General features: G+C 64.5%; 12 protein-coding genes. 8 read left to right on the plus strand and 4 right to left on the minus strand.

Features of this window, described 5'->3' with window-relative positions; genetic code table 11:
• On the minus strand, positions 1-298 hold a 298-nt coding region (locus T336_RS0117285; RefSeq protein WP_156957893.1), incomplete at its 3' end, for a transposase.
• A gap of 109 nt (positions 299-407) precedes the next feature.
• Between T336_RS0117285 and T336_RS0117290 the strand changes: the two genes are divergently transcribed.
• The 4 genes from T336_RS0117290 to T336_RS0117305 are packed head-to-tail and all read left to right on the plus strand — an operon-like array spanning position 408 to position 4,155.
• Positions 408-995 (plus strand): nucleotidyltransferase domain-containing protein, encoded by a 588-nt coding sequence (locus T336_RS0117290; RefSeq protein WP_026433502.1) that lies wholly within the window; start codon positions 408-410, stop codon positions 993-995.
• Positions 988-1,446, plus strand: coding sequence for a hypothetical protein (locus T336_RS0117295; RefSeq protein WP_026433503.1), 459 nt, complete (start codon positions 988-990; stop codon positions 1,444-1,446). The genes T336_RS0117290 and T336_RS0117295 overlap by 8 nt, the downstream gene beginning before the upstream one ends.
• An 11-nt stretch (positions 1,447-1,457) precedes the next feature.
• Positions 1,458-3,140, plus strand: coding sequence for a restriction endonuclease subunit S (locus tag T336_RS0117300; protein ID WP_035226408.1), 1,683 nt, complete (start codon positions 1,458-1,460; stop codon positions 3,138-3,140).
• 16 nt (positions 3,141-3,156) lie between these two features.
• The gene (locus T336_RS0117305) at positions 3,157-4,155 is read left to right on the plus strand and encodes an Abi family protein (protein ID WP_026433505.1); all 999 of its coding nucleotides are present in this window, start codon (positions 3,157-3,159) and stop codon (positions 4,153-4,155) included.
• Positions 4,156-4,308: 153 nt separating this feature from the next.
• Here the strand turns inward: T336_RS0117305 and gyrB are convergent, their stop codons facing one another.
• From gyrB to dnaA, 3 genes are all read right to left on the minus strand, one after another.
• Complete coding sequence (gene gyrB / locus T336_RS0117310; RefSeq protein WP_013592519.1) at positions 4,309-6,942, minus strand: DNA topoisomerase (ATP-hydrolyzing) subunit B; 2,634 nt, start codon at positions 6,940-6,942, stop codon at positions 4,309-4,311.
• A 73-nt stretch (positions 6,943-7,015) separates the two neighbouring features.
• Positions 7,016-8,134 carry a DNA polymerase III subunit beta gene (gene dnaN / locus T336_RS0117315; protein WP_019700677.1) on the minus strand — a complete coding sequence of 373 codons (1,119 nt, stop codon included), beginning with the start codon at positions 8,132-8,134 and terminating at the stop codon, positions 7,016-7,018.
• Between the two features lie 160 nt (positions 8,135-8,294).
• Positions 8,295-9,716 carry a chromosomal replication initiator protein DnaA gene (gene dnaA, locus T336_RS0117320; protein WP_084151456.1) on the minus strand — a complete coding sequence of 474 codons (1,422 nt, stop codon included), beginning with the start codon at positions 9,714-9,716 and terminating at the stop codon, positions 8,295-8,297.
• A 364-nt stretch (positions 9,717-10,080) separates the two neighbouring features.
• On the opposite strand from dnaA, the gene rpmH reads away from it, so the two are divergent.
• The 4 genes from rpmH to yidC all read left to right on the plus strand — a co-directional run bounded on the left by rpmH (position 10,081) and on the right by yidC (position 12,865).
• Positions 10,081-10,215 carry a 50S ribosomal protein L34 gene (gene rpmH, locus T336_RS0117325; RefSeq protein ID WP_005798102.1) on the plus strand — a complete coding sequence of 45 codons (135 nt, stop codon included), beginning with the start codon at positions 10,081-10,083 and terminating at the stop codon, positions 10,213-10,215.
• A 108-nt stretch (positions 10,216-10,323) separates the two neighbouring features.
• A complete protein-coding gene (locus tag T336_RS0117330) occupies positions 10,324-10,854 on the plus strand; it encodes a ribonuclease P protein component (RefSeq protein WP_026433507.1) in 531 nt (176 codons plus the stop codon).
• Positions 10,851-11,168, plus strand: coding sequence for a membrane protein insertion efficiency factor YidD (yidD, locus tag T336_RS0117335; RefSeq protein ID WP_026433508.1), 318 nt, complete (start codon positions 10,851-10,853; stop codon positions 11,166-11,168). Before T336_RS0117330 ends, yidD begins: the two co-directional genes overlap by 4 nt.
• A complete protein-coding gene (yidC, locus tag T336_RS0117340; RefSeq protein ID WP_026433509.1) occupies positions 11,165-12,865 on the plus strand; it encodes a membrane protein insertase YidC in 1,701 nt (566 codons plus the stop codon). The genes yidD and yidC overlap by 4 nt, the downstream gene beginning before the upstream one ends.
• Positions 12,866-12,959 lie beyond the last annotated feature (94 nt).

A 12,959-nucleotide genomic window follows, 5' to 3' on the forward strand; every position in this document is an offset into this window, starting at 1 on the left:
AATCGATCTGGTCATGTTCGCGCAGGCGCACCAGCATGGCGTGGTGCAGTTTCTGCCACACTCCGGCAGCGTTCCAGTCGCGAAGCCGCCGCCAGCAGGTCATGCCGCTGCCAAAGCCCAGCGACTGCGGCAGATCTTCCCAGGCGATGCCGGTGTGCAGCACGAACAGGATGCCGTTGAGGGCCGCTTCGTCGCTGACGGTACGCTTGCGCGCTCCGCCCTTGGCCGATGGCACGAAGGCCGGGATGAGGGGTTGCAGCTGTCGCCACAGTTCTTTGCTGACCGGTCTTCTTGCCATGAGGACGCCAAGCATAACGGCTCTGAACTGGTCTCAGACGGTAGTGTTAGCCGCTCTTAGTCGCTGGAAGGCATAATGTGTTTTCTTATAGAAAACAAGCGTTTCCCATTTGAAAACACAACCTGCGCTTGCTGAGCTGCTATTCCCCAACCAGTACCGGCGCAAAGTGCTGGCGCTGCTGCTGATGCAGCCCGATCAGAAAATGCATCTGCGCGAACTGGCCCGCCAGACGCAGGCCGCCCCCGGCACCCTGAAAAAAGAACTGGACGCGCTGTGCCATGTCGGCCTGCTCACCAGTGAGCGCGTGGGCAACCAGGTGCAGTTTCAGGCCAACCCGGGCCACCCTGTCTTTGCCGAGCTGCAGGCCCTCATCCGCAAGACGACTGGCCTGGCCGACGTGCTGCGCCAGGCCCTGCAGCCGCTGGGCGACCAGGTGACGCTGGCCTTTGTCTTCGGCTCCATGGCCAGCGGCAGCGCCCACGCAGGCAGCGATGTGGATTTGCTGGTGGTGGGCAGCGCCAGCTTTGCCCAGGTGGTGGAAGCCACCTACGCCGCCCAGGCCCAACTGGGCCGCGAGATCAACCCCAAGGTCATGACCCCCGCCGAGTGGACACGCCAGCGCGCAGAAGGCCACCCCTTCGTGCAGGAACTGCTGGCCAAACCCCGCATCGTGCTGACAGGAAACCTCGATGCCTGAAGAAGAACTGAACAACCTGGCCCGCATCGGCATGCTCGACAAGGTGCCGTTCTCTGCCGCCCTGCTGCAAAAAATGCTCGCCACCGCGCACACCCGCCTGCAAGACGCACAGCGCACCGACAACAGTGCCGAGACCCGCTTCGACTGCGCCTACACAGCCATCCGAGCCGTGGCCGACGCCGCCTTGCACGCCCAGGGCTGGCGCACCTCCACTAGCAAGCCCGGCCACCACCAGACTACGCTGCAGTGCCTCACGCACACCCTGGGCGTCAGCCCCGCCACCGTACGTGTGCTGGACGCCCTGCGCAAACAGCGCAACCTGAGCGACTACGACGGCGAGCTGGTCACCGAGCAAGCCTTGCGCGAATGCCTGCAACAAGCCCAGGCGCTCAGCCAGCTCGTGCAGCAGAAGCTGGCCCCGTTATTGAACAAAAACGCCTCTGGCGCTTGAGTAACCGGCGCATGCTGCTATCAAATATGGAGCTACTTGCCACCGCCCCCGGTGGCGTCGCCAAGTTGCGCGAACTCATTCTCACCCTGGCGGTGCAAGGCAAGCTGGTGCCGCAAGACCCTGCTGATGAGCCGGCGGGCGTGCTGCTACAGAAGATTCGGGCGGAGAAGGATCGGTTGATCGCCGAGGGGAAGATCAAGCGGGACAAGCCGTTGGCGGAGATTGCCGAGGAGGAAAAGCCGTTTGAGTTGCCAGCTGGGTGGGTGTGGGTGCGCATACCCGAGGTGACTCATAACTTAGGGCAAGGGGAGCCAACTGGGGCATTTAACTATATCGACGTTGCCTCGGTTGATAACCTGAAGGGGTGCGTCGCTTCCGAGATTCAAGTTCTAGAGGCAGCCGATGCGCCTTCGCGTGCGCGTAAGAATGTCGCGCCTGGAACGGTGATTTATTCCACGATACGTCCGTACTTGAAGAACATCGCAGTAGTCGAGCGAGATTACTCACCAAGAGCCATTGCGAGCACAGCGTTTGCGGTTATGCATCCGCACTCTGGTGTTTTGCCAAAGTATTTGATGCATTACTTGCGCAGTCAACCGTTCTCGGACTACGTGAATAGCAAAGCTGTTGGAATTGCCTATCCAGCAATTAACGACGCCAATTTTTTCCAGGGTCTTATCGCTTTGCCACCAGAGGCCGAACAGTCCCGCATCGTCGCCCGCGTCGAAGCCCTCATGCGCTTGTGCAATGCGCTGGAGGCCAAGGGCCAGTTGGAGGCCACGCAACACGCGCAACTGGTCAACACCCTGCTGGGCACGCTCACTGCCAGTACCACGCCCGAAGAGCTGGCCGACAACTGGCAGCGCGTGGCCCAGCACTTCGACCTGCTGCTGGACCGCCCCGAAGCCATCGACGCCCTGGAACAAGCCCTGCTGCAACTGGCGGTGCGCGGCCTGCTCGTGCCCCAAGACCCCACCGACGAACCCGCCAGCGCCCTGCTGCAAAAAATCCGCGCCGAAAAAGATCGCCTCGTTGCCACCGCCCAGATCAAGCGCGACAAACCCTTGCCTCCCATCACCGACGAGGAAAAGCCGTTTGAGGTGCCGGTGGGGTGGGAGTGGGTGAGGTGGGCCAATATTGCAATGAAGATTGGCGATATCGACCACAAGATGCCATCTGAAGCTAAAGACGGTGTGCCCTATGTGTCGCCTCGTGATTTTTATGGCATCAATGAAATTGATTTTGACGGTGCCAAGAAGATCGCGTACAGCGATTACGTCGAGTTGGCCTCAAAGATTCGGCCTGAAGCCGGCGATTTGATCTATCCCCGGTACGGAACTATTGGTGTTGTCAGGAAGGTAACTACCGATCGTGAATTTCTCGCTTCCTATTCTTGTGCAGTTATTAAAGTCCTCCCTGGTTTCATAGAGACTGATTACCAGTATCTTTTCTCCGTATCTCGGTGCGCCAAGGCGCAGGCTGCCAGCGCGACGAACAGGACTACGCAGCCAAACGTGGGTTTAAAAAGTATTCAAGAATTTCTGGTCCCGCTGCCACCCCTCGCCGAACAATCCCGCATCGTCACCCGCGTCACAGCCCTGCGCCGCCTGTGCGCCGACCTGCGCCAGCGCCTGGCCGAACGCGGAGCATTGCAGGCCCGTCTGGCCGAGGCGCTGGTGCAAGCGGTGGCCTGAACACAGCACATCCACCATGGCCTATTCCAAACCCTGGCGAAGCGTCGTCGATCAACTGGCGCAGTTGCAAGCCCGTGGCATGCAGATTGGCGATGCAGCCAAGGCCACGGACTATCTGGAGCGCATTGGGTACTACCGGCTCAGCGGGTATTGGTATGACTTTCGGGTGCGCGGCGAGCCGTTTTGTCCGCTGGATGCAGAAACAGGCCGTAAGCCTAAAAAAGTGCGGATCGAGCGCCCGGTGCTGGATGAATTCAAGCCCGGCACGCGTTTCCACGACGCCGTGGATTTATACGTCTTCGACAAGAAGCTGCGATTGCTGGCGCTGGACGGGCTGGAGCGCATCGAGGTGGCGTTGCGGGTGGACCTGTCGCATAGGCTGGGAGAGAAAGACGCTTTCGCCTACTTGAAGCCCGAGCTGTTTCACGACAACTTTGCGCGCAAGCTGGACACCCAAAACGGCCTGACGCGGCACCACGAATGGCTGACCAAGCACGCGGCATTGGTCATGCGCTCGCGCGAGACCTTCATGGTGCACAACCGGGAAAAGTATGGGTTGCCTCTGGCAATTTGGGTGGCCTGCGAGGTATGGGACTTCGGGTGCATGTCCACCCTGTTTTCAGGTCTGCAGTCGGAAGACCAGGATGCCATTGCCCAAAGCTACGGAGTGGAAGACGGGCGTGTGTTCGCCAGTTGGCTGCGCAGTTTGAACTATCTGCGCAATGTGTGCGCGCACCACAGCCGTTTGTGGAACCGTAACGTGGTGGAAGGGCCCAAATTGCCTGCCTTGGGTGCGGTGCCTGCGCTCGATGCGTTCGTGAACGACAGTGCATTGCGCACCCGGCCGTTTCTGCTGCTGTGCATGTGCCAGCACATGATGCAGGTGATCAATCCGTCATCTGGCTGGGGCCGCAGATTAAAGCAGCATCTGCAGGTGTTTCCAGATGTGGCGCACCTGGGCATCACGCTGCAAGGTATGGGGGTGGATGCGGGTTGGGAAGAGCGCAATTGGTAGCGGAGCGCCCAAAGAAAAACCCCCAAGCAGCTAGCACCGAGATGCATCACTGAAGGGGGCCGTGTTGCAAGCATTGTAGTTAGGGGAACCTAACCCGTCAAATGACGACCATGCATCGCTTGGGGAAGATCAAAGATGCAAGGAAATGCATCGTTAAACGTCGATGTTCCCCGCCCGCAACGCATTCGTCTCAATAAAGTCCCTGCGCGGCTCGACCTCATCCCCCATCAGCATCGTGAACACCCGGTCCGCCTCGATCGCGTCCTCGATCTGCACGCGCAGCAGGCGGCGCACTTCGGGGTCCATGGTGGTTTCCCACAGCTGTTCGGGGTTCATCTCGCCCAGGCCCTTGTAGCGCTGGCGGCTGGTGGTGCGTTCGGCTTCCTTGATGAGCCAGGCCATGGCCTGGCGGAAGTCGCCGACTTTCTCTTCGCGCTGGCGCTCGCCTTCGCCGCGCAGCACCTTGGCGCCTTCGCCGAGCAGGCCGCGGAAGGTGTGGGCGGCTTCGGCCAGGGCGGCGTAGTCGGCGCCGTGCACGAAGTCCTGGGTGATGACGCTGCTCTTGATGTTGCCGTGGTGACGGCGGCTGATGCGCAGCACGGGCTTGTCGGTACGGGCGTCGAATTCGCCGGCCACTTCGGCGGGCACGCCCGTGGTGGTGAGTTCGCGCAGCTTGGCCTGCAGGGCGACGGCGCTGGCCTCGGCGTCTTCCACGGTGTCGAGGTTGAGCGCGACGCCGTCGGCGATGGCGCGCAGGGCCTCGCGGTCCATGAAGGCGGAGAGGCGCTCGATGACGGCCTCGGCCACCTGGTGCTTCTGCGCCAGGGTGCCGAGGGTTTCACCATCGAGCGTGCGGGCCTGCTCGCCGCCGGTGGTCACGCTGGCGTCGCGCAGGGCCACGCGCAGCAGGAAGGTGTCGAGCGCGGGGCCGTCCTTCAGGTAGAGCTCTTCCTTGCCGTTCTTGACCTTGTAGAGCGGCGGCTGGGCGATGTAGATGTGGCCGCGCTCGACCAGCTCGGGCATCTGGCGGTAGAAGAAGGTGAGCAGCAGGGTGCGGATGTGCGCGCCGTCCACGTCGGCATCGGTCATGATGATGATGCGGTGGTAGCGCAGCTTGTCGACGTTGAAATCGTCGGCGCCGCTCTTGCCGGTGCCGTCGGCGCTGGCCTTGCCGATGCCGGTGCCCAGGGCGGTGATGAGCGTCAGGATTTCGTTGGAGGTGAGCAGCTTCTCGTAGCGCGCCTTCTCCACGTTCAGGATCTTGCCGCGCAGCGGCAGGATGGCCTGGAACTTCCGGTCGCGGCCCTGCTTGGCGGAGCCGCCGGCGGAGTCGCCCTCGACGATGTAGATCTCGCTCATCGCCGGGTCTTTCTCCTGGCAGTCGGCGAGTTTGCCGGGCAGGCCCATGCCGTCGAGCACGCCCTTGCGGCGCGTCATCTCGCGGGCCTTGCGCGCGGCCTCGCGGGCACGGGCGGCTTCCACGATCTTGCCGCAGAGGATCTTGGCGTCGTTGGGGCGCTCTTCCAGGTAGTCGGTGAGGGCCTTGGCGACGATGTCTTCCACGGGCGCGCGCACCTCGCTGGAGACGAGCTTGTCCTTGGTCTGGCTGCTGAACTTGGGCTCGGGCACCTTCACGGAGAGCACGCAGCACAGGCCTTCGCGCATGTCGTCGCCGCTCACCTCGACCTTGGCCTTCTTGGCCATCTCGTTCTGCTCGATGTACTTGCCGATGACGCGCGTCATGGCGGCGCGCAGGCCGGTCAGGTGGGTGCCGCCGTCGCGCTGCGGGATGTTGTTGGTGAAGCAGAGCACGGATTCGTTGAAGCCGTCGTTCCACTGCATGGCCACTTCCACGCCGATCTCGGTGCCGGGGATGCCGCCGTAGGTCTCCGCGGGGCGGCTGCCCGTGGCGTGGAAGGCGTTGGGGTGCAGCACCTTCTTGCTGGCGTTGATGAACTGCACGAAGCCCATCACGCCGCCCGCGCCGGAGAAGTCGTCTTCCTTGCCGGTGCGCTCGTCCTTCAGGCGGATGCGCACGCCGTTGTTCAGGAACGAGAGCTCGCGCAGGCGCTTGGCGAGGATCTCGTAGTGGAAGTCGTTGTTCTCCTTGAAGATCTCGGTGTCGGGCAGGAAGTGGACTTCCGTGCCGCGCTTGTCGGTTTCGCCGGTCACGCGCATGGGCGAGACCTCGACACCGTTCACCGTCTCCAGGATGCGGTTCTGCACGAAGCCCTGGCTGAATTCCAGCAGGTGCACCTTGCCGTCGCGGCGGACGGTGAGGCGCAGCATCTTGCTGAGCGCGTTCACGCAGCTCACGCCCACGCCGTGCAGGCCACCCGAGACCTTGTAGCTGTTCTGGTTGAACTTGCCGCCCGCGTGCAGTTCGGTGAGGGCGATCTCGGCGGCCGAGCGCTTGGGCTCGTGCTTGTCGTCCATCTTCACGCCGGTGGGGATGCCGCGGCCGTTGTCCACCACGCTGATGGAGTTGTCGGAGTGGATGGTGACGACGATGTCGTCGCAGTGTCCGGCCAGCGCCTCGTCGATGGAGTTGTCCACCACTTCGAAGACGAGGTGGTGCAGGCCCGTGCCGTCCGACGTGTCGCCGATGTACATGCCGGGGCGCTTGCGCACGGCCTCCAGGCCTTCCAGGATCTGGATCGCGCCTTCGCCGTAGCCGTCGCTGGGCGCGGCGGCCTGGGCGGGCACGGAAGCGGGGGCTGCGACGGACTGCGCTTGGCTGTCGCCCGTGGGAAGGGTGGGCTCGGGCAGGGTGTTCTCAGCGGTCATGGAAGGCCTTGGGGTCCGGGGAAGCCGCGTGCGGCTTCCGGTGGGGTCGAAAGAAAGTCAGGGGACCGGTGCGTCAGATGCGCATGGGCATCACGACGTACTTGAAGTTGTCGTTGTCGGGGATGGTCATCAGCGCGGAGCTGTTGCCGTCGGAGAGGTCCACCTTCACCATGTCCTGGCCCATGTTCGCGAGCGCGTCGATGAGGTAGGTGACGTTGAAGCCGATCTCGATGGTGTCGCCGCCGTAGTCGATGTCGAGCTCGTCCACGGCCTCTTCCTGCTCGGCGTTGTTGGACGCCACGCGCAGGGTGCCGGGTTCGATGTTCAGGCGCACGCCCTTGAACTTGTCGCTGGTCATGATGGCCGTGCGCTGCAGGCTGGCCAGCAGGGGCGCGCGGCCCAGGGTGACGCTGTTCTTGTGGCCCTTGGGGATCACGCGGTTGTAGTCGGGGAACTTGCCCTCCACCAGCTTGGTGACGAACTCCATGCCGCCGAAGGTGAACTTCGCCTGGTTGTTGGCGAACTGCATCTCGATGTGGGGCTGGTTCTCGCCGCCGGCGTCCGACAGCAGGCGCTGCAGCTCCAGCACGGTCTTGCGCGGCAGGATGACTTCCTGCTTGGGCACTTCCACGTCCAGCGTGGCGCTGGCGAAGGCCAGGCGGTGGCCGTCGGTGGCGACCAGGCTCAGCGTGTTGCCCTCGGCCACGAACAGGATGCCGTTGAGGTAGTAGCGGATGTCCTGCACCGCCATGGCGAACGACACCTGGCCGAGCAGGTCCTTCAGCACCTTCTGCGGCACGCTGAAGGCGGGGCCGAAGGCGGCGGATTCCTGCACCAGGGGGAAGTCTTCCGCGGGCAGGGACTGCAGGGTGAAGCGGCTCTTGCCGCCCTTGAGCACCAGCTTGGACTGCTGTGACTCCAGGCTGACCGTCTGGTCGGCGGGCATGGTCTTCAGGATGTCGATCAGCTTGCGCGCGCCCACGGTGGTGGTGAAGTCGCCCGTGTCGCCGCCGAGTTCGGCGGTGGTGCGGATCTGGATTTCCAGGTCGCTGGTGGTGAGCTGCAGGGCATTGCCGGTCTTGCGGATCAGCACGTTGGCCAGGATGGGCAGCGTGTGCCGGCGCTCGACGATGCCCGCGACCGATTGCAGTACCGCGAGAACCTTGTCTTGTGTTGCCTTCAGGACGATCATGTCTTCAACCCCTAGTGATTTGTGCGACGGTGCCGGGCCGCCCGGCGGCCGCTTGGGCGGTGCCTTTGCCGGCACCCCCTCGGCCAACCTGGCATTTTGCCCGGGAACCGGGGCATTTCCTGGGCGCGGGCGGGCTTCACCGTGGTCTTGCGGGCCGCTTTTAGCCCTTGAGCGTCTGCTCCAGCACGTGCAGCTGCTGGTTCAGCTCGGTCAGTTGCTGCCGTTCGCCCGCGATCTTGCGCACCGCGTGCAGCACCGTCGTGTGGTCGCGCCCCCCGAAAAGCTCGCCGATCTCGGGCAGGCTCTTCTGCGTGAGTTCCTTGGCGAGGTACATCGCGATCTGGCGCGGCCGGGCGATGGAGGCGGGGCGCTTCTTGCTGTACATGTCCGCCACCTTGATCTTGTAGTAGTCGGCGACGGTCTTCTGGATGTTCTCCACGCTGATCTGCCGGTTCTGGATGGACAGCAGGTCGCGCAGCGCCTCGCGGGCGAGCTGGATGGAGACTTCCTTCTGGTTGAAGCGCGAATAGGCCAGGATCTTGCGCAGCGCGCCTTCGAGCTCGCGCACGTTGGAGCGCACGTTCTTGGCGACGAAGAAGGCGACTTCCTCGGGCATCTCGGCGCTCTCGGCCCGGGCCTTGTTGATCAGGATGGCCACGCGCATCTCGAGCTCGGGCGGCTCGATCGTGACGGTGAGGCCGGAGTCGAAGCGCGAGACGAGCCGCTCGTGGATGTTCGCGAGGCCCTTCGGATAGGTGTCCGAGGTCATCACGATGTGGCTCTTCTTGGCCAGCAGCGCCTCGAAGGCGTTGAAGAACTCCTCCTGCGTGCGGTCCTTGTTGGCGAAGAATTGCACGTCGTCGATCAGCAGCAGGTCGAGCGAGTGGTAGTGGGCCTTGAACTCGTCGAAGGTGCGGCGCTGGTAGGCCTTAACCACATCCGAGACGAACTGCTCGGCATGGATGTAGAGAACTTTGGCGTCGGGCTTGTCCTGCAGCAGGCGGTTGCCCACGGCATGCACCAGGTGGGTCTTGCCCAGGCCCACGCCGCCGTAGATGAAAAGCGGGTTGTACAGGTGCCCGGGCGAGCCCGCGACGTGCATGGCGGCGGAACGCGCCATGCGGTTGGCCGTGCCCTCCACCAGGGTCTCGAAGGTGAGTGCCGGGTTGAGGCGCGAGCGGAACGGGGCGGCAGCGGGCTCGTCCGACGGGGTAGAGCCGATGGGCGTCTCTGCCGGGGCCGTGGGCTGCTGCACCACGGGGCGAACCACCGTACGGGTAACGCTTTCCCGCTGAGCGAGCGCTAACTCCAGCGTGACCGGCTGGCCGTAGAGGCCCTCGAGCAACGCGGTGATGCGGCCCGCGTACTGGGCGCGGATCCAGTCGAGCTTGAAGCGGTTGGCCACCAGCAGGGTGACCTTGGAGAAGTCGGGGGCGACCTGGGCGACGAGCGGCTTGATCCAGGTGTTGAACTGCTGTTCGGGCAGGTCCTGCGCGAGCTGCTCGACACAGGCTTGCCACAGCCCCTGGCCGGGATCGGCGTCGGTGTCGAAGTCGGGGCTGCGGGAGGGTTCCTCGGTCATGAAGGCGGGTTCTTTTTGTGGATAGGAGGAACGGATCAGGGCCTGGGATTGTAGCTTTTCAAGGGGTTATCCACAAGCTGGGCGGGGTGGCCGCGGGCCTGCTATAACCGTGCACCCGCCGGGCATCCGCAGCCCGAGCATTGCCACTTGCCGCCAAGCCTGTGATAATCGCCGGTTTCCCTGAATGCGTTCAGGGCGATGAAGCCCGGGCGGCTTCCTGCCTTGCTGCTTTGCTTTGCGATGCAGCGGTTTCGAGGCAGGCGGCGCGTGCGGCTCGCGCGGCACTTTTGATGGGTGGTCCGCGCAACGGGTCCGGCCGATCGAAGCCGGGCCTGCAAACCCAAGAACCTTCGAGGAATCGATCATGAAACGTACCTACCAGCCTTCCAAGACGCGCCGCGCGCGCACCCACGGTTTCCTCGTGCGCATGAAGACGCGCGGCGGCCGTGCCGTCATCAACGCACGCCGCGCCAAGGGCCGCAAGCGCCTGGCCGTCTGATACGGCTTCGCGCTCGGGGAGGCCGCGTTGCTCCGTTCGCTTCCCTGATTGCCGATCCGTATGAGGCCGCCACGGCGTCTCGCCCGTGACGCGGGCGAGGATGGTTCCATGCACCGGCTCAAGACCCGTCCGCAGTTCCAGGCCGCCATGGCCGGGGGAACCATTTCCCGGACGGCGCACTTCGCCCTGCACCGCCTGCGTCTCGATGCAGGCTCTGTCACCCTTTCCGACTCCCATCCAGGGCCCGGAGCTCCGCCGCAACGGCAGGCTCCGCAGGCCCTGTTTGCCGTGGACGACTCTGCGGGACCGTGGCTGGGCGCGATGGTGCCCAAGCGCTGGGCGCGGCGCGCGGTGACGCGCAACACCATCAAGCGGCAGATCTACGCCGTGGCGCCGGACTTCGCGCCGCAGCTGGGCCATGCCGCGCACGTGGTGCGCCTGCGTGCCGTGTTCGACCGCAAGCAGTTTCCGAGCGCGACCTCCGACGCGCTGCGGCGTGCCGTGCGCGAGGAGCTGCTGCAGCTCTTCGGGCAGGCAGTCCGCCCGCAGCGCGGCGGCAAGCCCGCCCCGTCGGCACGGCCACCGGCACCGGCTGCCGTGCCGGCTCCTGCGCCCGCGCCGGAGGCTGCGCGGCCATGATGCGCTCGCTGCTCATGGCGCTGGTGCGCGGCTACCGTTTCTTCCTGAGCCCGTGGCTCGGGTCGGCATGCCGGTTCGAGCCCACCTGTTCCGCCTATGCGCTGCAGGCGCTGGAGCGGCACGGCGCCGGCGCGGGCTCCTACCTCACCTTGCGGCGCCTCGCGCGCTGCCATCCGTGGTGCGATGGCGGCCATGATCCGGTGCCTGCCGAAGCGCCGCGCGCGACGCGCCTGTTTTCCCGGCTGGCCGAGCGGCCGGCAACGGCCGCCGCGGCCGCGACCCCCACCCCTTCCTCTCCAAAGAAGTCTTCATGAACGACATTCGCCGTACCATCCTGTGGGTGATATTTGGCTTTTCCATGGTTCTGCTGTGGGACAAGTGGCAAGTACACAACGGCCACAAGGCCACGTTCTTCCCGGAACCCGTGCCGGCCCAGGTGGCGTCCGCGCCGGCCGGCGGCGGTGCCAGCGCCCCGGGCAGCGTGCCCACGCCGAGCGCCGCGCCCGCTGCGGGCGCGCAGCAGGTGCCGCCGGGCGGCACCGCGGCCGCGGCTCCTGCCGCGCCGCGCGAGCGCGTCACCGTCACCACGGACGTGCTGCGCCTGACCTTCGACAGCGAAGGCGGCACCCTCACGCACGGCGAACTGCTGGGCTATCCCGACATGGCGGACAAGTCCCGCCCGTTCACGCTGCTGGACGACAGTGCCCAGCGCGTCTACGTGGCGCAGACCGGCCTGATCGGGGGGGCCGGCTATCCCACGCACAAGACGCCCATGACCGTGGTGCCGGGCAACCGCACCCTGCAGGACGGGCAGAACGACATCAGCATCCGCTTCGAGTCTCCGGACCTGGGCGGCGTGAAGCTGGTCAAGACCTGGACGCTCAAGCGCGGGGCGTATGACATCGCCGTGAAGCACGAGGTGGTGAACACGGGCACGGCGCCGGTGTCTCCGCAGCTGTACATGCAGCTGGTGCGCGACGGCAACAAGCCGCCGGGAGAGTCGTCGTTCTACTCCACCTTCACCGGCCCGGCCGTCTATACCGAGGCCAAGAAGTACCACAAGGTCGAGTTCAAGGACATCGAGAGCGGCAAGGCCGAGATCGACAAGTCGTCCACCAACGGCTACGTGGCCATGGTGCAGCACTATTTCGCCACCGCCTGGCTGCTGGCCGACGGCATCCAGCGCGACCTGTTCGTGCGCAAGGTGGATACGAACCTCTATTCGGTGGGCATGATCACCTCGGTGGGCGAGATCGCCCCGGGCCAGTCGAAGACGCTGGACGCGCGCCTGTTCGCCGGCCCGCAGATCGAGACCATGCTGGAGAAGCTGTCGCCCGGCCTGGAACTGGTGAAGGACTATGGCTGGCTCACGATCCTGGCCAAGCCGCTCTACTGGCTGCTGGAACAGCTGCACAAGATCCTGAACAACTGGGGCTGGTCCATCGTGGGCCTGGTGCTGCTGCTCAAGATCGCGTTCTACTGGCTCAACGCCAAGGCGTACGCGTCCATGGCCAAGATGAAGGCCATCAATCCGAAGATCATGGAGATGCGCGAGCGCCTGAAGGACAAGCCGCAGCAGATGCAGCAGGAGATGATGCGCATCTACCGCGAGGAGAAGGTCAACCCGATGGGCGGCTGCTTCCCCATCGTGATCCAGATCCCGGTGTTCATCGCGCTGTACTGGGTGCTGCTGTCGAGCGTGGAAATGCGCAATGCGCCCTGGATCGGCTGGATCCACGACCTGTCCTCGCCCGACCCGTACTTCATCCTGCCCCTGCTGATGACGGCCAGCTCGCTGCTGCAGACCGCGCTCAACCCCGCGCCGCCGGACCCGATGCAGGCCAAGATGATGTGGTTCATGCCGCTGATCTTCAGCGTGATGTTCTTCTTCTTCCCGGCCGGCCTGGTGATGTACTGGCTGACGAACAACATCCTGTCGATCGCCCAGCAGTGGATCATCAACAAGCGCATGGGCGTGCCGCCGCAGTTCAACCTGCCGAAGTTCCGCTGACATGAGCTGATCCGCTTCGCTGCGTGATCCGGACGCCGTTTTTCGGCGCGCCATCCGGGCAATCCCCAACGGCCACCTGCGTGTGGCCGTTGTC

This window comes from Paracidovorax oryzae ATCC 19882, from assembly GCF_000687165.1.
GTDB lineage: Bacteria > Pseudomonadota > Gammaproteobacteria > Burkholderiales > Burkholderiaceae_C > Paracidovorax > Paracidovorax oryzae.